Source organism: Rhizobium sp. 2YAF20 (genome assembly GCF_052114685.1).
Classification (GTDB): Bacteria; Pseudomonadota; Alphaproteobacteria; order Rhizobiales; family Rhizobiaceae; genus Rhizobium.
The window spans coordinates 1-17,246 of the sequence record NZ_JBFRFF010000027.1 but is presented as its reverse complement, the minus strand read 5'-3'; the positions used below and the strand labels follow the sequence as shown (position 1 = coordinate 17,246).

General features: G+C 60.0%; 18 protein-coding genes, 1 tRNA gene and 1 riboswitch. Of the genes, 10 read left to right on the top strand and 9 right to left on the bottom strand.

Annotated features, from left to right (window positions below; genetic code table 11):
* Positions 1-60 precede the first annotated feature (60 nt).
* A complete protein-coding gene (locus AB4Z52_RS24625) occupies positions 61-444 on the bottom strand; it encodes a TIGR02300 family protein (RefSeq protein ID WP_442220529.1) in 384 nt (127 codons plus the stop codon).
* A gap of 269 nt (positions 445-713) precedes the next feature.
* Here AB4Z52_RS24625 and AB4Z52_RS24620 point away from each other — a divergent pair, with 269 nt between their 5' ends.
* The 3 genes from AB4Z52_RS24620 to rpsA all read left to right on the top strand — a co-directional run bounded on the left by AB4Z52_RS24620 (position 714) and on the right by rpsA (position 3,888).
* The gene (locus AB4Z52_RS24620; RefSeq protein WP_442220528.1) at positions 714-1,355 is read left to right on the top strand and encodes an FMN-binding negative transcriptional regulator; all 642 of its coding nucleotides are present in this window, start codon (positions 714-716) and stop codon (positions 1,353-1,355) included.
* Positions 1,356-1,375: 20 nt separating this feature from the next.
* Positions 1,376-2,008 (top strand): (d)CMP kinase, encoded by a 633-nt coding sequence (gene cmk, locus AB4Z52_RS24615; protein ID WP_442220527.1) that lies wholly within the window; start codon positions 1,376-1,378, stop codon positions 2,006-2,008.
* 176 nt (positions 2,009-2,184) lie between these two features.
* Positions 2,185-3,888 carry a 30S ribosomal protein S1 gene (gene rpsA, locus AB4Z52_RS24610; protein ID WP_442220526.1) on the top strand — a complete coding sequence of 568 codons (1,704 nt, stop codon included), beginning with the start codon at positions 2,185-2,187 and terminating at the stop codon, positions 3,886-3,888.
* Between the two features lie 81 nt (positions 3,889-3,969).
* Here the strand turns inward: rpsA and AB4Z52_RS24605 are convergent, their stop codons facing one another.
* From AB4Z52_RS24605 to AB4Z52_RS24595, 3 genes are all read right to left on the bottom strand, one after another.
* Positions 3,970-5,616 (bottom strand): hypothetical protein, encoded by a 1,647-nt coding sequence (locus tag AB4Z52_RS24605; protein WP_442220525.1) that lies wholly within the window; start codon positions 5,614-5,616, stop codon positions 3,970-3,972.
* A gap of 224 nt (positions 5,617-5,840) precedes the next feature.
* Positions 5,841-6,467 carry a ribonuclease D gene (locus AB4Z52_RS24600; RefSeq protein WP_442220524.1) on the bottom strand — a complete coding sequence of 209 codons (627 nt, stop codon included), beginning with the start codon at positions 6,465-6,467 and terminating at the stop codon, positions 5,841-5,843.
* A 103-nt stretch (positions 6,468-6,570) separates the two neighbouring features.
* Positions 6,571-7,389 carry a MerR family transcriptional regulator gene (locus AB4Z52_RS24595; RefSeq protein WP_442220523.1) on the bottom strand — a complete coding sequence of 273 codons (819 nt, stop codon included), beginning with the start codon at positions 7,387-7,389 and terminating at the stop codon, positions 6,571-6,573.
* 183 nt (positions 7,390-7,572) lie between these two features.
* Here AB4Z52_RS24595 and AB4Z52_RS24590 point away from each other — a divergent pair, with 183 nt between their 5' ends.
* A complete protein-coding gene (locus AB4Z52_RS24590) occupies positions 7,573-8,853 on the top strand; it encodes a 4-aminobutyrate--2-oxoglutarate transaminase (RefSeq protein WP_442220522.1) in 1,281 nt (426 codons plus the stop codon).
* 77 nt (positions 8,854-8,930) lie between these two features.
* Positions 8,931-10,409: an NAD-dependent succinate-semialdehyde dehydrogenase gene (locus tag AB4Z52_RS24585; protein WP_442220521.1), complete on the top strand. Its 1,479-nt coding sequence runs from the start codon at positions 8,931-8,933 to the stop codon at positions 10,407-10,409.
* A gap of 41 nt (positions 10,410-10,450) precedes the next feature.
* Here AB4Z52_RS24585 and AB4Z52_RS24580 read toward each other — a convergent pair whose 3' ends face one another.
* Positions 10,451-11,224: a metallophosphoesterase family protein gene (locus AB4Z52_RS24580; protein WP_442220520.1), complete on the bottom strand. Its 774-nt coding sequence runs from the start codon at positions 11,222-11,224 to the stop codon at positions 10,451-10,453.
* 280 nt (positions 11,225-11,504) lie between these two features.
* On the opposite strand from AB4Z52_RS24580, the gene copC reads away from it, so the two are divergent.
* The 5 genes from copC to thiD all read left to right on the top strand — a co-directional run bounded on the left by copC (position 11,505) and on the right by thiD (position 15,220).
* Positions 11,505-11,870, top strand: coding sequence for a copper homeostasis periplasmic binding protein CopC (copC, locus tag AB4Z52_RS24575; protein WP_442220519.1), 366 nt, complete (start codon positions 11,505-11,507; stop codon positions 11,868-11,870).
* Positions 11,867-12,754, top strand: a complete 888-nt coding sequence (copD, locus tag AB4Z52_RS24570) for a copper homeostasis membrane protein CopD (protein ID WP_442220518.1) — start codon at positions 11,867-11,869, stop codon at positions 12,752-12,754. The genes copC and copD overlap by 4 nt, the downstream gene beginning before the upstream one ends.
* A 90-nt stretch (positions 12,755-12,844) precedes the next feature.
* Positions 12,845-12,941: riboswitch (TPP riboswitch) on the top strand.
* Between the two features lie 61 nt (positions 12,942-13,002).
* Positions 13,003-13,794 (top strand): hydroxyethylthiazole kinase, encoded by a 792-nt coding sequence (gene thiM, locus AB4Z52_RS24565; RefSeq protein ID WP_442220517.1) that lies wholly within the window; start codon positions 13,003-13,005, stop codon positions 13,792-13,794.
* Positions 13,791-14,426, top strand: a complete 636-nt coding sequence (gene thiE / locus AB4Z52_RS24560) for a thiamine phosphate synthase (protein ID WP_442220516.1) — start codon at positions 13,791-13,793, stop codon at positions 14,424-14,426. Before thiM ends, thiE begins: the two co-directional genes overlap by 4 nt.
* The gene (gene thiD / locus AB4Z52_RS24555; protein WP_442220515.1) at positions 14,423-15,220 is read left to right on the top strand and encodes a bifunctional hydroxymethylpyrimidine kinase/phosphomethylpyrimidine kinase; all 798 of its coding nucleotides are present in this window, start codon (positions 14,423-14,425) and stop codon (positions 15,218-15,220) included. Before thiE ends, thiD begins: the two co-directional genes overlap by 4 nt.
* A gap of 60 nt (positions 15,221-15,280) precedes the next feature.
* Here thiD and AB4Z52_RS24550 read toward each other — a convergent pair whose 3' ends face one another.
* The 4 genes from AB4Z52_RS24550 to AB4Z52_RS24535 all read right to left on the bottom strand — a co-directional run bounded on the left by AB4Z52_RS24550 (position 15,281) and on the right by AB4Z52_RS24535 (position 17,074).
* On the bottom strand, positions 15,281-15,685 hold the full coding sequence (locus AB4Z52_RS24550) for a hypothetical protein (protein WP_442220514.1): 405 nt from the start codon (positions 15,683-15,685) through the stop codon (positions 15,281-15,283).
* A gap of 557 nt (positions 15,686-16,242) precedes the next feature.
* The gene (locus AB4Z52_RS24545) at positions 16,243-16,596 is read right to left on the bottom strand and encodes a type II toxin-antitoxin system PemK/MazF family toxin (protein WP_442220513.1); all 354 of its coding nucleotides are present in this window, start codon (positions 16,594-16,596) and stop codon (positions 16,243-16,245) included.
* The gene (locus AB4Z52_RS24540; RefSeq protein ID WP_442220512.1) at positions 16,593-16,817 is read right to left on the bottom strand and encodes an antitoxin MazE family protein; all 225 of its coding nucleotides are present in this window, start codon (positions 16,815-16,817) and stop codon (positions 16,593-16,595) included. The genes AB4Z52_RS24545 and AB4Z52_RS24540 overlap by 4 nt, the downstream gene beginning before the upstream one ends.
* 180 nt (positions 16,818-16,997) lie before the next feature.
* Positions 16,998-17,074, bottom strand: a tRNA-Met gene (locus tag AB4Z52_RS24535).
* Positions 17,075-17,246 lie beyond the last annotated feature (172 nt).

The window sequence follows — 17,246 nt, the reverse complement described above, 5'->3', positions numbered from 1 at the left end:
AGCAAGCCGAAAAATCTCGGCCCGGACACTTTTCGCATCATCCGGGCCGAAGGATGTCTATCAGACTTCGTCGTCGTCGCCCGTGACGCCGATAATGTCGCTCATATCGTCGTCGTCATCGTCTTCGTCAGGCGCAAGGAAGGTGTCATCATCATCATCGCCGTCGATCTCGACTTCGTCGTCGCCGATATCGGGAATGTCGTCGCCAGCCGCTGCCTCATCGGCGTCTTCGAGCGAAACCAGCTCGACTTCCGTGTTCTCGGTATCGACCTCGGCCACCTCTTCCTCTTCTGGAATTTCCTTCGCCGCGGAGGTTTCCTCGAAGAAGGACAAGGGCCAGGATTTGCCGCTATAGGGCGACACAACCGGATCCCGGTTCAGATCGTAGAACTTCTTGCCGGTGTCCGGATCGGTACGTTTTGTTCCAAGTTCCGCTTTCGCCACTGTCAAAGCCTCATGAATGGCCGATAAAATTTCGGCAATGCCGTCTAGATCGGCGTTATAAGGTAAATTACAAGCCGGTCCCCATAGTCGTTGTGACTGCCTCTGTCAAAGCCAAACTTTCGCCAGGCAGAAAAGGCATTCTCGCATCGTGTCGGATGACGTGGCAAACCGCATATGTTAACGACCCGAAGCGACCACAATCGTTTGGATCTTCGGCTGTTCAAGGATCGACTTCAGATCGAACAACGGGTGAGACTTAGGGGTAGGCAATGTATCAACCACCGCATTTCCGTGAGGACGATCTTGCCGTCCAGCATGCTCTGATCCGTGCCCAGCCGCTCGGATTACTGATCTCGACGGGGGCCGAGGGGCCGGTCGCCAACGCCGTTCCCTTTCATCTCGACCCAACCAGTGGACCGAAGGGGCGGCTGCAGCTGCATGTCGCCAGGGCCAACAGCCAGTGGCAGGATATTCGCGATGGGGCGCCCGTGCTTGTCGTCTTCCAGGGCGTGCATTCCTACGTGACGCCGTCGTGGTATCAGACGAAACGCGAGACCGAGAAAGTCGTGCCAACGTGGAACTATGCCATCGTCCAGGTTAGAGGCCCGGCACGGGTCATCGACGATCCGGCCTGGATCAGGGCGCAGATCGAGGCGCTGACACGAGGGCAGGAGGATCATCGCACTGAGCCCTGGAAGGTCGGCGATGCGCCCGACCAATTTATCGCCTCCCAGATCAAGGGCATCATCGGTATCGAGATCGACATCGCGGCGATCGACGGGAAATGGAAGGTCAGCCAGAACAGATCCGCCGCAGATCGGCAGGGCGTTATCGAGGGGCTGACCGCAAGTGGCGACGCGGATGCAGCCGAAATGGCCGAGCTTGTCCGGCACTACGGCAAAAATGACTGATGTCGGAGTGGGATAGGGCCATGATCATCGCCATCGACGGGCCGGCTGCTGCCGGAAAGGGAACATTGTCACGGCTGATTGCCGGGCAATACGGCTTCCACCATCTCGATACGGGCCTGACCTATCGCGCCACGGCAAAGGCTCTGCTCGATGCCGGGCTGCCTCTCGATGATGCGGCGGCCGCGGCAAGGATGGCAGCGGAGCTTGACCTTGCGAACCTCGACAGGACTGTACTGTCAAGACATGACGTGGGTGAGGCGGCTTCGAAGATTGCCGTCATGCCCGCCGTCAGACGGGCGCTTGTCGAAGCGCAGCGGACGTTCTCGCGGAAGATGCCGGGAACTGTCCTCGATGGCCGGGACATCGGCACCGTTGTATGTCCTGATGCGCCTGTGAAATTCTACGTGACGGCATCACCGGAAGTGCGCGCAAGGCGGAGATATGACGAGGTCGTTGCGAACGGCGTAACAGCTGATTACGCGGAAATATTCGAGGATGTGAAGCGACGCGACGAGCGCGACATGCGACGTGCAGACAGTCCGTTGAAGCCGGCTGAAGACGCACTCTTGCTTGATACCTCGGAAATGAGTATAGAGGCGGCGTTTCAGGCGGCAAAAACGATCATCGATGCCGAACTGAGCCGAAACGCCTAAATGACAGCGGCTTTCCCGTGCTCATGCACGAGATGCCGCTTTTGCCTTATAAGCTTGGAATTCCGTCCCCGCGCCGGATTGCTCTCGATCAAGAGGGCGGACTGGATCCAGGCCCGTTCAACACAAACCCACCGGCGCATAGTGTCCAGACCTTTCCGGACACGCCAGGAGATTTTATGTCTGTAGCTTCCCCCTCACGTGAGGATTTTGCATCCCTTCTCGAAGAGTCCTTTGCCACGCACGATCTGGCAGAAGGCTACGTCACCAAGGGTATCGTCACCGCCATCGAAAAGGATGTTGCGGTTGTCGACGTCGGCCTGAAGGTCGAAGGACGCATCGCTCTCAAGGAATTCGGCGCCCGCTCCAAGGACGGCCAGCTGAAGGTCGGCGATGAAGTCGAAGTTTATGTCGAGCGCATCGAAAATGCCCTCGGTGAAGCTGTTCTGTCGCGCGAGAAGGCTCGCCGCGAAGAAAGCTGGGTCAAGCTTGAAGCCAAGTTCGAAGCCGGTGAGCGCGTCGAAGGCGTGATCTTCAATCAGGTCAAGGGCGGCTTCACCGTCGATCTCGACGGCGCTATCGCCTTCCTGCCACGCAGCCAGGTCGACATCCGCCCGATCCGCGACGTCACCCCGCTGATGCACAACCCGCAGCCCTTCGAAATCCTCAAGATGGACAAGCGCCGCGGCAACATCGTCGTATCGCGTCGTACCGTGCTTGAAGAGTCCCGTGCCGAACAGCGTTCTGAAATCGTTCAGAACCTTGAAGAAGGCCAGGTTGTCGACGGCGTCGTCAAGAACATCACCGATTACGGTGCGTTCGTCGACCTCGGCGGCATCGATGGTCTGCTGCACGTGACCGACATGGCATGGCGCCGCGTCAACCATCCGTCGGAAATCCTGTCCATCGGCCAGCAGGTCAAGGTTCAGATCATCCGCATCAACCAGGAAACCCACCGCATCTCGCTCGGCATGAAGCAGCTCGAGAGCGATCCCTGGGATGGCATCCAGGCCAAGTATCCGGAAGGCAAGAAGATTTCCGGTACCGTCACGAATATCACCGACTACGGTGCATTCGTCGAACTGGAGCCTGGCATCGAAGGCCTGATCCACATCTCGGAAATGTCCTGGACCAAGAAGAACGTTCACCCCGGCAAGATCCTGTCCACAACGCAGGAAGTCGAAGTGGTCGTCCTCGAAGTCGATCCGACCAAGCGCCGTATCTCGCTTGGCCTGAAGCAGACGCTCGAAAATCCGTGGCAGGCATTTGCCCATAACCACCCGGCCGGCACCGAAGTCGAAGGCGAAGTCAAGAACAAGACCGAATTCGGTCTGTTTATCGGCCTCGACGGCGACGTAGACGGCATGGTGCACCTCTCCGACCTCGACTGGAACCGTCCAGGCGAACAGGTCATCGAGGAGTACAACAAGGGTGATATGGTCAAGGCTGTCGTTCTCGACGTCGATATCGACAAGGAACGCATCTCGCTCGGCATCAAGCAGCTCGGCAAGGACGCAGTCGGCGACGCCGCCGCTTCCGGTGAACTTCGCAAGAATGCAGTTGTCTCGTGCGAAGTCATTGCGGTCAACGACGGCGGCATCGAAGTCCGTCTCGTCAGCCACGAGGACATGACCTCGTTCATCCGTCGCGCCGATCTTTCGCGCGATCGCGACGAACAGCGTCCTGAGCGTTTCTCGGTCGGTCAGATCGTTGACGCCCGCGTCACGAACTTCTCCAAGAAGGACCGCAAGATCATGCTGTCGATCAAGGCGCTCGAGATCGCAGAAGAGAAGGAAGCCGTTGCTCAGTTCGGTTCGTCCGACTCGGGCGCTTCGCTCGGCGATATCCTTGGCGCGGCTCTGAAGAACCGCGGCAGCGAATAATCTTCGCGTCTGCCATATACGAACATCAAGAGCCCGCCGGAGCGATCCGGCGGGCTTTTCATTGCCCTGCTGGTTCGGGTATCAGTCCCAGCCTACCATTCGCTGATATAGATCATAGGCACGATCACGCAGAGGCTCGAGAGGTACGGAGGCGGGCAAGGCAAGCTGCTTTGGCTCGACACTTGCCTTTGGCGCCTCTTTTGCTGCGATGCCGTCGCTGTCATCTTCTGACGCTAGACTGATCGGCCGGGCTGGAGCTTGATCTTCCGGCTCTTCACCATCTGCCGCGTCCTCTTCCGCCTGCCCGCCGGGCTGCCCTTGGCCTTGTTTCTCGTCATCGACCGGATCGACGCTATCTATGAAGATATCCTCGCGCTCATCGACGATTTCATGCGTCGGGAGATACTGGGCAATGGCGAAGGGAACCCCGACCACCGGGACAACGACGGCCTGCATTTGTGCGCCGGTCACAGGGACTGCCGAAGGGGCAGGCGGTTCGCTTGCAGGTAAGAGAGCGCGGCCGGTCTGGCTCAACTCTTCACTTGCCAAGATCGGTTGGGATGTCGACGCTGAGGCCAAGGCGACGGCAGGCGCTTTGGTTGGATCGGGAGCGGTCGTCTGTGGCAGGGACTGAAGCGTGACGCTGTCCATCATGTCCGCGACCAATGCTTGAGCAACCACCTTGTCTGCCAGGGGCTCGCCTTGCGCCATGATCTGCAGGAGCTCCGGGCCGGCGACTTCGATTGCAAGATGTACAACGACCTTCAGCCCTTCCTGAACGGCGGCCTCGATCTGCTGTATTTGACGCGGCACCGATGCTTGAGCCACCGGCTGTGGTTGCGCGCTCAAATCCGTCTGCGGCGGTAGAGAGACCTTCACTGGTATTGGGCTCTGTGTTGCTTCGTTCGGCACGGCGGTGGCGATCGGGAGCGAAACGGCAGCCGCCACCTTGGCATTCTTGGCCTCGCTGGTGACCGCTGCCCCCTGCGGAACAACAACTCCGGCTTTTTCGGCCTTCTCGGGTCCGACTTCGGGCGCCTGTGTGGAAAGTGCGGGATCTGCGGCCGGGGTTGGTGGAGTTTTCAACGTCCCAACGGCATCGGCTGAGGGAGACATCGCTTTCCCCGCCACTATTTGCCCGGCCGATGGATTGATGGTCGGCGCGTCCATTTGCTTCATGGCCTGCGGCCGCATCTCAGCCGCGACGGGTGCATCCGGTTGGCCGTCGTTAAGACCATAGGAACCGACAACGGCCTTCGTTGCCAGATCTCGCTCCTTGTATTTGACAACTTCGAGATAGGCGACGACCTGAGCCGCAGCAGGGCCGGTCGGCTCTTGGAGCGCTTGCGCAATCAAGGGCAACGGCAGTGCCTTTACCTGTGGGTTCACCTGCTGCTGGACGTTGTCAAGCTGGGTGGGCGTGAGCTTGCCGATGCTGTCGGCAAGGCGCAGTGCGAAGGCTATGGTCGTCTCGCCTTGCTTCTGCGGCGTGTTGAGCGCGGCGCTGATCGCATCGATCGCTGCAAACAGACTGTCCACCATGCGCGCGCGGGCCGCAATCAGCAGCATGTTGAGCTTGCCTTCGACGCCGGCGCTCGCAGCCATGGACAAGGCAACCGCAGCATCGGGGGCGGCGACGAGGCTGGACAGCGTCTCGGAAACGACGGCCGCTTCACTCTGGACTACGGGGGCCACGACACCGGAAACTGCGCGAATTGGAGGCAACATGGCATGCTCCTTTTCTTGCAATAGATGATGGAAGCGGGAGACAATTAGCCCGCTTGCGCAGGTCGCATTCCATAGCCGCTGAGATGGGCCGGGCGCCTCATGGCGCCTACCGAATGCATATCAAGCGTCGAGCATACTTCCGGTGGCGTTAACGAAGTACTAACAAAAAAGCCGGCGCCCAGGTTTGGGGCGCCGGCTTTCGTTTGAAAGTGAGCGCTGAGGGCTCAGCTGTGGGCAAAAATATCCGTCTCTTCCCATCCAAGCAGATCGAGCTTGGCACGGGTCGGCAGGAAGGTGAAGCAAGCCTCTGCATGCGCCATGCGGCCATCGCGGATCAGGCGTTCCGTCAGCTTGTCGCGCAACGCATGAAGATAGAGCACGTCGGACGCGGCATATTCGAGCTGGGCCTGCGACAGGGTCGAGGCGGCCCAATCCGACGACTGCTGCGCCTTGGAGATGTCAATATCAAGCATTTCCTTTAGGTTGTCCTTCAGACCGTGGCGGTCGGTATAGGTCCGGCAAAGACGGGAGGCGATCTTGGTGCAGAAAATCGATACGGTCGTTACATCGAAGGCGTTGAACAGTACCGCGATGTCGAAACGGCCGTAGTGGAAGATCTTCTGGCGTGAAGGATCGGCCATCATCGCGACCAGGTTCGGCGCCTGCTTCTGGCCGCTGGCAATGCGGATGACATCGGCAGATCCGTCACCCGGCGAGAGCTGGACGACGCAAAGCCTGTCGCGCCGAGGAACCAGCCCCAGCGTCTCGGTGTCGATTGCGATCGCGCCGGTATAACGTGCGGCATCGGCGGTGGAAATATCGCCTTCGTGATAACGGATGGTGGCGGCCATGAAACTCTCCAGTCCCGGTCTGTCAACAAATCTTCGTTCGGCCCGCTATAGCGTAGAGGAGCGGCCGACGATACAGCCCCCATCAGGCTTCGGCAGGCCGAACTCAGAATGTCGGCGGCGTGTTGATCCAGAGCAAGACCGTTTCTCCGTCATGCCGATTGCGCCAGGAATGGTCCCGGCGACTTTCGAAATAGAGCGAATCCCCCGGCCCAAGATCGAAGAACTGGTCGCAATCGAGCACAAGCTCCAGTCGTCCTGACAGAACGTGCAGGAACTCTTCGCCGTCGTGGCTATAGGCGCCCTCGCTGGTTGCACCCGCAGCCAGCACAAAGCGATGGCAGTCCATCATCGCCGGACCTTCCGCCAGAAGCTGGACGGTCACCCCCGTTGTCGTTGCCGGCCATGCCCGCCATTCGCCCGAGCGCACGAGTTCCGAGGCTTCGGATCGCTCTTCACCCGAGAGCCGCGAGGCGGTGGTGCCGTAGTAGCTGGCGATATCATGAAGGGTCTTGAAGCTGACGCCTTGCGATGTTCGCTCCAGTGTCGAGAGGGTCGAGGCGGTAGTGCCGATATCCGCAGCGACCTGATCGAGGGTCTTGCCGGAAGCATGACGGAGGGCCCGCAGGCGCCGCCCTATTTCCGATGGCGCGCCGGTATCGGTGGCATCGGCACCGGCATCTTGCAGATCCTCGCCTTCCAGCGCTTCGCGAATGGCCGCCGGATTGAGGCCGCGCTCGGCTCTCAGCCATGATATCCGTTTCAGTCGTGCCACGTCGTCGACGCTATACTGCCGGTGGCCCGTCTCGGAACGAAACGGGATAACAAGACCCTGACTTTCCCAAAGCCTGAGCGTTGACGCTGAAACGCCTGCCAAGCGCGCGGCTTCCGCAACCTTGTAACGCACGGGCGCGGTGTTGTTCATCAGCCAATATCCCTGATTGTCGTTTTTCCGTTGGTTAGCATGATTTCCAGCATTCGCCGAACCTGCCGCCAAGCAAATGACACTGTTACAAAATGCCACTTGAAGTCCTACAGAAAAAATATAAGATTTTTTTACCTACTACAATTCTGCAAGATAATTCGCAAAATTCAAGGGCTCATGTCGATGACCGCAACAACCATGACAGACCGCAAGAATGCCGCCATTTCCCGCGGCGTTGGCATGACGACGCAGATTTATGCCGATCGCGCCGAGAATGCCGAAATATGGGACAAGGACGGCCGCCGCTACATCGATTTTGCCGCCGGCATCGCGGTTCTCAATACCGGCCATCGCCACCCCCGCGTCATCGCAGCCGTCAAGGCGCAGCTCGATCGGTTTACCCATACCTGCCATCAGGTCGTGCCTTACGAGAATTACGTTGAGCTGGCCGAGCGCCTGAACGAGCTGGCGCCCGGAAATTTTGCCAAAAAGACGATCTTCGTCACGACCGGCGCCGAAGCTGTCGAAAATGCCGTAAAGATTGCCCGGGCCGCCACCGGTCGCTCGGCGATCATCGCTTTCGGCGGCGGCTTTCATGGCCGGACCTTCATGGGAATGGCGCTGACCGGCAAGGTCGTGCCCTACAAGGTCGGCTTCGGCCCGATGCCGGGCGACGTCTTTCATGCCCCGTTCCCCGTACCGATGCACGGGGTCACGGTCGAACAATCACTGGCGGCGCTGAAGAAGCTGTTTGCCGCCGATGTTGATCCGCAACGCGTCGCGGCGATCATCATCGAACCCGTCCAGGGCGAAGGCGGTTTCTATCCGGCGCCGACCGCGTTCATGACCGCGCTGCGCGAGATCTGCGACCAGAACGGTATCCTGCTGATTGCTGACGAGGTTCAGACCGGCTTTGCCCGCACAGGCAAAATGTTCGCGATGGACCATCATACCGTCGCTCCCGACCTTATGACGATGGCAAAGAGCCTTGCCGGCGGCTTTCCGCTCGCAGCCGTCACCGGCCGGGCCGAAATCATGGATGCACCGGGTCCGGGCGGCCTCGGCGGTACCTATGGCGGCAGCCCGATCGGTATCGCCGCGGCCCATGCAGTGCTCGACGTCATCGCCGATGAGAATCTGTGCGATCGTGCCAACCTATTGGGAAATCGACTGAAACAGCGCCTCGAATCGTTGCGGGAGACAATCTCGGAGATCATCGACATCCGCGGACCAGGCTTCATGAATGCCGTGGAACTTAACGATGCCGTGACCAAGCTGCCAAGCGCCGAGTTTGCAAACCGGGTGCGTCTCATCGCCCTTGAAAAGGGCCTGATCCTGCTGACCTGCGGCGTTCATGGCAACGTTATTCGGTTCCTGGCACCGATCACCATTCAGGACGACGTCTTTGGGGAGGCGCTCGACATTCTGGAGGCGTCTCTTCTTGAGGCGCACACCAGCAGGTAGCACCGGTACCTCGACCGAATTGAACCATCCTGCCCGACCGAACCAGGCCGGGCCATCCGTTTCCTGGAGTTCAAACAATGCCTTTTACAGACGCCCTTACCCGCCACCTCTCCTCCAGCGATTTCCTGCGCGACAGCGGCTATATCGACGGCAAATGGACAGCCGGGGCCGCGACCGGCCGCTTCGACGTGGTCAACCCGGCGACCGGCGAGATTTTGGCCTCGCTGCCGGATATGGGGGCTGCGGAGACCACCGCGGCGATCGACGCGGCCTATGCGGCGCAGCCGGCCTGGGCAGCACTGCCTGCCAAGGATCGCAGCGCCCTCTTAAGAAAATGGTTTGACCTGATAGTCGGCAATGCGGATGAGCTGGCCGCGATCCTGACCGCCGAGATGGGCAAGCCGCTTGCCGAGGCACGCGGAGAAATCCTATACGCAGCCGCCTATATCGAATGGTATGCGGAAGAGGCCAAGCGCATCTACGGCGAGACGATCCCGGCCGGCCAGACCGACAAGCGCATGCTCGTCATCAAGCAGCCGGTCGGCGTCGTCGGCACGATCACGCCCTGGAATTTTCCAGCCGCTATGATCACCCGCAAGGTCGCGCCGGCGCTTGCCGTCGGCTGTACCGTGGTTTCCAAGCCTGCGGAGCAAACGCCGCTGACGGCGATCGCGCTTGCGGTTCTGGCGGAGCGAGCAGGCATGCCCGCCGGCGTCTTGAACATCATTGTCGGCGTCGATGGCCCGGCGATCGGCCGCGAACTCTGCGGCAACGAGAAGGTGCGCAAGATCAGCTTTACAGGCTCCACCGAGGTCGGACGTATCCTGATGCGGCAGTGCGCGGACCAGATCAAGAAGGTGAGCCTGGAGCTTGGCGGCAATGCTCCCTTCATCGTCTTCGATGATGCCGATCTCGACGCCGCCGTCGAAGGCGCGATTGCTTCCAAGTATCGCAATGCCGGCCAGACCTGCGTCTGCGCCAATCGCATCTACGTGCAATCCAACGTTTACGACGCCTTTGCGAGCAAATTGGCAAGGAAAGTCGAGCAGCTCTCTGTAGGCGACGGCTTCAAGGCGGGCGTCACCATTGGACCGTTGATCGACGAGCAAGGCGTCGCCAAGGTCGAGGACCATGTCCGCGACGCGGTCTCCAAGGGTGCCAAGGTTATCCTCGGCGGCAACCGCATCGATGGCGCCGGCACTTTCTTCGCACCGACGATATTGACCGAGGTGGCGCGAGGAATGACGGTTGCGCGTGAGGAAACCTTCGGCCCGGTCGCGCCGCTGTTTCGCTTCGAGACCGTCGAAGACGTGATCAGGCAGGCCAATGATACGGAGTTCGGCCTTGCAGCCTATTTCTATGCCGGCGACATGAAGAAAGTCTGGAGGGTGGCCGAAGCTCTCGAATACGGCATGATCGGCATCAATACTGGCCTGATGTCTTCCGAAACGGCGCCCTTTGGCGGCATCAAGCAATCGGGCCTTGGCAGAGAAGGTTCGCGCCATGGCGCCGACGACTATCTGGAAATGAAATATCTCTGCATCGGCAATCTATAGCCGGCAATGCATCGGCCTTTTCGAAGGCCGATGCTCCATTGTCATGTCGAAGTGATGTGGACGCGACCCCGCCATAAGCGTGCTGCACTCAGCGTTCCAGACCGAAAGGCACCGGTGTCGAGGTTCAGCCGCTCGCCGTTGGCCATGACCCGCTTCACAGGCGTGTGCCCGTGGACGACTAGCTTCGGCATAGGATGCCGGCTATCGAGAAACTGCGAGCGAATATACACCAGGTCTTCGTCCAGCTGATCGGCGATCAACCGATCCGGATCGATGCCGGCATGGACGAAGAGCGCCGCCGGTGTATCGACCATCACCGGAAGGCTGCGGAGAAACTCGATATGAGCTGCGGGAAGCGACGATCGAATGAAATCATCGAGCTTCTTCTGAGACGAATGCTGGCGTGCGAGGTGGGCCACGTCGATCCCATAGGATTGAAGGGTCGCCTCGGCGCCCATCGAGAGCCAGTCGCTGAGCGAGATCTGCTCGTCGATATAGGCAAGCATGGTGATCTCGTGGTTGCCGGTCAGGCAGATGCGCTCAAACTCGGGAGGAGGAGGCGCAATCAGCCTGCTGATCACGCGAGCGGATGCCGGGCCGCGATCGATGTAATCGCCGAGCATGACGATCAGCTTTCGCCCAGGCAAGCGAGCCGCATCGGCAATGATCTTGCCTTCCAGCGCGGCGAGGAGATCATGACAGCCGTGAACGTCGCCGATGGCGTAGGTCGGCGTTGACGCATTGTCGATAAAGTCTCTTCGGCGCACCTGATCGGTCCTGGCCCCGAACAATCCCCGCGTCTGATTTCCCGCCATGACACTCCTTTAGTAAGCCTCCGCAAAGGCCTGCTGCGCGCCGGCGCCTTATCTGCCAGCTGATGCGATCTGTTACCAGATTTATTCAAAGGTGATAATTGTTTGCTACCATCCGAATAACGCGCTTTGCTGAACCAAAGGTTCACGCGACATATTGACTTGCGGCATAGCGTCACGACGATCGGGGCTTGTCCTGCAGATAATTGACAGCCGCCAGCGCCGAGCCTATCGCATTTGCTGCATTGTCGGCGTCATTTGCCTTAAGCCCAAGGAAACATTCATGTTCAAGATAGTCTTCAAGCTCGGGATGGCGGGCGTTATCATCACAGGTCTTTCAAGCCAGGCTTTCGCACATGCCCACCTCAAATCGTCGACACCCGCAGACAAGAGCGAAGTCATTACGCCGGCGGAGCTGGATCTTACGTTTAGCGAGGAACTGAACCTTAAATTTACCGGCGTGAAGGTCACCGGACCGAAGAAGAACGCAGTCAAGACCGGTGATGCCATGCTGATGGACGGCAATGTCGCACTGATGGTCCCCTTGTCCGAAAAGCTCGCCCCTGGCGCCTACACCGTCGAGTGGCATGCGCTTTCCGCCGACGGACACAAGACCAATGGCGCATTCACCTTCACCGTGAAGCCTTGATCGACCTCCAGACAGCGCTCGAGGCGTGCCGCTTCTTCCACAACGCATCCTTGATGCTTCTTTGGGGCACTTCGGCCTTCCTTTGCCTTCTCGTCCCCGGGCGCCTGGCAGCTGCCGCGTGGCATGCCCTTGGTCGAATGCCTGTTGTCGCAGCGGTTATTGCTATCGGCACGACCGTTCTGTTCCTGCCGCTTGAAGCCGGCACTATCGGAGACGGCTGGGGCAACACCATCGACCCCGGCACGATCCGAGACGTTCTTCTGGAAACGACTGTCGGGCAGGCCTGGCTGGCGCAAACAGCAGCGGCGGTCATCCTTGCTCTTGCCTTCGCCCTGCCTTCGCAGAAGCGCATGGCATCGATCGCATTCGGATCCGCGCTCTGCCTTGCTTTTCTCGTGCTGACCGGCCACGCCTCGATGTATCAGGGATGGCTGCGACTTCTGCACCGGAGCAACGATGTCATTCACGTTCTGGCCAGCGGAGCCTGGATCGGCGCGCTCGTGGCCCTGTTGCCCATTCTCAAGCATTTCGACAGCGACGACTTTCGGGCTGACGCCCAGATTGCGCTGCGACGTTTTTCGAACGCCGGCCACGGAGCGGTCATGCTCGTGATTGGCTCAGGGATCGCCAATACATTCCTTGTCCTTCAGCGCCTGCCGACCGACTGGTCCTCGCCCTATCAGGCCATGCTTGCTGCAAAGATCGCACTCGTCGTCAGCATGGTCACCCTTGCGGTTATCAATCGCTACGTCTTCGTGCCCTCGATCGGAAAGACGCCGACACGGACCTCCAATATCATAAGGCTTGCTTGCATCGCTGAGATCGCTCTCGGGTTCACAGTCCTTGTGCTTGTCGCGGTCCTCGGCCTGATTGAGCCCGCCTGAAACCGTCGAATTTTTTGAGAAGCTGATCTGCCTGCGTCCTTGTCGCAATGACAATTAACTGATGACATGATCCCCTTTCTCTGCGAAAACCGCAGCAGACAGGGGCGTCCGTGGTAAGTCGGGCTGAGATGTACCCTTTGAACCTGAACCAGATCATGCTGGCGGAGGGAGTCGCTCGGGCTTTCGCACATCGCGCGTTTTGCCCCCGGCGCCTGCCCCACCTAGAAAGGGGTACGATGGATATCACCATGACAGTGGGAACGAGGCTCGCCTCGATGCGCAAGGCGGCGCCGCTCGTACACTGCATCACCAATTTCGTTGCCATGAACGTCGCAGCCAATGTTCTGCTGGCCGCCGGCGCGTCGCCCGCGATGGTCCATGCCAACGAGGAAGCTGGCGAATTTGCGGCAATTGCCGGCGCTCTCACCATCAACATCGGCACCCTGTCGACGGATTGGCTGGCAGGCATGCGCTCCGCCGCCATTGCGGCCACGAAGGCAGGCAAGCCATGGGTATTCGATCCCGTCGCGCATTATGCCACGGCATTCCGACGCGCTGCCACGGCGGATCTCATGGCCTTGTCTCCGACAATCGTTCGCGCCAATGCATCGGAGATCATCGCGCTTGCCGGACGAGTGAGCAGCGGCAAGGGTGTCGACAGCCAGGATGCCGTCGAGGAGGCGGAAGAATCTGCGCTCGAACTGGCGCGGCGACACGATACTGTGGTGGCCGTGACCGGCGTGGTGGATTTTGTCACGGATGGCAGGCGGTCAACTCGCATCGCCGGCGGCTCGGCGCTGATGCCACAGGTGACCGCGCTTGGCTGCTCGCTAACCTGCCTCGTCGGCGCCTTTGCCGCAACCACGCCCGATGCCCCGTTTGATGCGACTGTCGCGGCACTCGCCACCTTCGCGGTCGCCGGCGAACGGGCGGCGCAACGAGCCGCGGGTCCTGGATCTTTCTCCTGGCACTTTCTCGATGCTTTGGCGGCGCTGGACGCAGCAGCGCTTGATCTAGAGGCAAGGGCTGCAGCCGTATGAAGACATTTGACCTGTCGCTCTATCTCGTGCTCGACCCGGACCTTTGCGCTGGTATCGGCATGATCGAAACGGCTCGGGCGGCGGTCGCGGGCGGGGCGACGATGGTGCAGCTGCGCGACAAACATGCGGAAACGGCAAAGATAGTCGAAACCGGACGGGCTCTGAAATCAGCTCTTGCCGGAACCGGTGCACTGCTGATCATCAATGACGACATCGACGCGGCGCTGGCAATCGGCGCCGACGGCTTGCATATCGGACAGGACGACATCGATATTAGGGTCGCTCGCGCGATGGTCGGTTCGGATATGATCATCGGCCTTTCGGTGGAAACTGAAGCGCTCGCAGCGGCAATTGATCCGTTGCTGGTCGACTATGCCGGCGCTGGACCGGTATTCGCGACGCCGACGAAGCCGGACCACAAGCAGCCGATCGGCTACCAGGGGCTTGCTAGGCTTGTCGTACTCGCCCCTGTTCCGACTGTCGCCATCGGCGGACTGAAGGCAGAGCATGTCAGCTCCGTTCTTGAGACCGGCGCGCGGGGTCTGGCTGTCGTGTCCGCCATTTGCGGGATGCCGGATCCTTATGTCGCCGCAACAGCCATCTCGTCGCGTATCAGGAGGTTCGAGCGATGATCCGCAACGTTCTCACCATTGCCGGTTCCGATCCCTCGGGTGGGGCTGGCATTCAGGCCGACCTGAAGACTTTTTCGGCGCTCGGCGTCTACGGCATGGCTGCGCTGACCGCGCTGACTGCTCAAAACACGCAAGGGGTCTCCGCGATCCATCTCGTTCCCCCTGAGTTCGTGGCTCAGCAGATCAAGGCTGTGTTTGCCGACATTCGGGTCGATGCGGTCAAGATCGGCATGATAGCCAATGCAGACATCGCCGAGGCGGTCGCCGACGCGCTGTCGCCACTCCGGGGCGTTCCTGTCGTTCTCGATCCTGTCATGATTGCCAAGGGCGGTGCTCCGCTGCTTGCCCGCGAGGCCATTGACACGATGGTGCGCTGCCTGCTTCCCATAGCAACGGTCCTGACGCCGAACCTGCCCGAAGCAGCAGCGCTTCTCAATCAACCGATCGCCGAAAATCGATCTGGCATGGCCGAGCAGGCAGCACGGCTGCTCTCACTCGGACCGTCCTACGTGCTGGTCAAGGGGGGTCACCTGCTGGGGCCGGACAGCCCTGACGTACTCGCGACGGCGGAAGCGTCAAGCTGGTTTGAAGCGCAACGCGTCGTGACGGCCAATACCCATGGTACCGGATGCACGCTATCGAGCGCGATTGCTGCCGAACTCGCTAAGGGCGCATCGCCCCGTCAGGCTATCGGTGCTGCAAAGCGCTATCTCTCCAGCGCAGTCGCGGCGGCCGATACGCTGTCGGTTGGATCAGGTCACGGACCGGTGCAGCACTTCCACGCGTTGTGGTGACGAAGAGGCAGGCCGCCCCGCGGGCTGGTGTCGTCCGGATCCGCGGTGACGGGCGCCACGTTAAGGCTGGCAGGCCAGAGCCAGATCGGCGTCGTCATCGTCGCAATGCATCAGAGATGGAAGCTGGCGATGTTCCGACTGCAGCGCAGCTACAGCGGAGCTCGAAACTGGAGAACTGCCCTGATTGAACAGGCCCATGCCGGCGATGAGAACGACGGCCGCCACGACAACAATGATCTCACCGAGTGATAGTCGGTGGGCGGAGACGTGCTCCCGATATTCCTTTTCGCCCTCGCCGTCCGGATCGCCAAAATAGTCGCGCAAGCGGTTATCCCGATGGGGCGTATTCAAGAAATCACAATTTGTCATATCGTCCACTCCTAAAAGCCGGCTAGAAAGCACCGACTCAGAACGCCAGGCCGGCCCCATCGCGCAGGCCAACTCCTCGACCATTGCGGCGGTCATGTCGCTGGTATGTGTGATCTCCCGCCGGCCGATTGAAGAGCAGATCCGCAAACGCAGTGTTCGCAGATCGCTATCAATACGCGGTCGAATGAACGATTCTCGTCCGAGATCGCTCGGCGCTGCCTCTGCCAGCAGCTCTTTGGTTTGGTTGCGAGAAGTCGCCCGGGCGGTCGAGGCGCCCGGTGGCCGAACGTCGAAAGCCGCTGCAGACAGAGCTTTGTGGTATCGCAGGGAGGTAATAACCTGCTGCGATCTTGCCTGCTGACGTGACACCCGCACGCTCCTCGATCGCCGGATCGTTAGATCGCCACCGGGAGCGCCGCTGCCCTCATCTGACCTCCGCGTCTTGATCTTGGCGAGCGCTTGGCTTGAACAAGCGATCCGTCGTGGCCCAGTCAAAACCTTTCCACGCCCGGTACCCGTGATGACGGTCAGCCACAACAGCGCCAGCACCACAAAAACAGAAAAGATCGCAGTACGGGCATGGCGAAGAACTGGCTGCAATCAGCGGAATTGAAAGACCGCGCAACTCATCGTCGCTGCCAGATCTCCGGCAATCAAACCTCTCCTTTTGTCCTTGGCGACGCGGCCAGCCCGAGAAAAACCAGCATCGCCTGATTGAGTCGCACGATGTCCTCATCGTCAAGCCTTCCAACCTGCCCGCCGATCTTCGATTTCGGGACGGTGGTGATCTTATCCACCATCAGCCGGGACTGCGTGGGCAGGCCGTTGCGCTCGTTTGGCTGAACAACAAGCCGGAACAACGGAGCTTCGGTCTCGGCTGATGTGAAGGCGCAAATGATGATCGAATCCGTAGCGTCGAAACTGTCGTCCTGCACGATCACGACGGGACGCGGCTTGCCCGCATAGTCCTTGCCAGCCGCGACGGTCCAGATATCGCCGCGCCTCATTCATCATCCCAATCAGACACGGCGTCGATAAATGCCTGATCCTCTGCGGCGTGCACGCTCGCAGAGACCGCGAGCGACTGGCGGTGTGCCTCAGCCCTGAACGATGGCGCCCGCACGTCCGGCACCCAAATCTGGATCGGGCGCAAGCCTTGAGCGCGCAATCGCGCACGGTGTTCTCCAACCTTCACCCGCGAGGGTATACGCTTTGATACAAAAGCCATATTTTGCTCCGTCCGCAGTGGTTACATGTAACCTATCACACGCGGTCAGCGTTACCAACATCCATTTTGGAGTCCCCGTGAAACCGAAGGGGTCCATTGTGCGAGCCGTGTGCTAGGCCTAAAACGCAAGAAAACCCTCCGCGATGGGAGGGCTTTGATGTTGATCTAGCGTGTAAAATTTGGTTGCGGGGGCAGGATTTGAACCTGCGGCCTTCAGGTTATGAGCCTGACGAGCTACCGGGCTGCTCCACCCCGCGTCACGACGTTTTTGCCATGGGCAAAATAGTTCGGGTTTTTGCTGTAGCAAAATACCCCTTTTTGGAGCAAACCGGAAGGGTTTGTCTCCAGTTGCAAATCCGACGATTTGCGTTGTTTTGTCCGGTTGCTAACGCAAGCGGGCCGCTGATGGCGGCCCGTTTACGTGCGGCT

What these genes read in the sequence shown, in the direction of transcription:
- AB4Z52_RS24620 (WP_442220528.1), top strand. Translation starts at nt 714, where the DNA reads ATGTATCAACCACCGCATTTCCGTGAGGACGATCTTGCCGTCCAGCAT.
- cmk (WP_442220527.1), top strand. Translation starts at nt 1,376, where the DNA reads ATGATCATCGCCATCGACGGGCCGGCTGCTGCCGGAAAGGGAACATTG.
- rpsA (WP_442220526.1), top strand. Translation starts at nt 2,185, where the DNA reads ATGTCTGTAGCTTCCCCCTCACGTGAGGATTTTGCATCCCTTCTCGAA.
- AB4Z52_RS24605 (WP_442220525.1), bottom strand. Translation starts at nt 5,616, where the DNA reads ATGTTGCCTCCAATTCGCGCAGTTTCCGGTGTCGTGGCCCCCGTAGTC.
- AB4Z52_RS24600 (WP_442220524.1), bottom strand. Translation starts at nt 6,467, where the DNA reads ATGGCCGCCACCATCCGTTATCACGAAGGCGATATTTCCACCGCCGAT.
- AB4Z52_RS24595 (WP_442220523.1), bottom strand. Translation starts at nt 7,389, where the DNA reads ATGAACAACACCGCGCCCGTGCGTTACAAGGTTGCGGAAGCCGCGCGC.
- AB4Z52_RS24590 (WP_442220522.1), top strand. Translation starts at nt 7,573, where the DNA reads ATGACCGCAACAACCATGACAGACCGCAAGAATGCCGCCATTTCCCGC.
- AB4Z52_RS24585 (WP_442220521.1), top strand. Translation starts at nt 8,931, where the DNA reads ATGCCTTTTACAGACGCCCTTACCCGCCACCTCTCCTCCAGCGATTTC.
- AB4Z52_RS24580 (WP_442220520.1), bottom strand. Translation starts at nt 11,224, where the DNA reads ATGGCGGGAAATCAGACGCGGGGATTGTTCGGGGCCAGGACCGATCAG.
- copC (WP_442220519.1), top strand. Translation starts at nt 11,505, where the DNA reads ATGTTCAAGATAGTCTTCAAGCTCGGGATGGCGGGCGTTATCATCACA.
- thiM (WP_442220517.1), top strand. Translation starts at nt 13,003, where the DNA reads ATGACAGTGGGAACGAGGCTCGCCTCGATGCGCAAGGCGGCGCCGCTC.
- thiE (WP_442220516.1), top strand. Translation starts at nt 13,791, where the DNA reads ATGAAGACATTTGACCTGTCGCTCTATCTCGTGCTCGACCCGGACCTT.
- thiD (WP_442220515.1), top strand. Translation starts at nt 14,423, where the DNA reads ATGATCCGCAACGTTCTCACCATTGCCGGTTCCGATCCCTCGGGTGGG.
- AB4Z52_RS24550 (WP_442220514.1), bottom strand. Translation starts at nt 15,685, where the DNA reads ATGACCGCCGCAATGGTCGAGGAGTTGGCCTGCGCGATGGGGCCGGCC.
- AB4Z52_RS24545 (WP_442220513.1), bottom strand. Translation starts at nt 16,596, where the DNA reads ATGAGGCGCGGCGATATCTGGACCGTCGCGGCTGGCAAGGACTATGCG.
- AB4Z52_RS24540 (WP_442220512.1), bottom strand. Translation starts at nt 16,817, where the DNA reads ATGGCTTTTGTATCAAAGCGTATACCCTCGCGGGTGAAGGTTGGAGAA.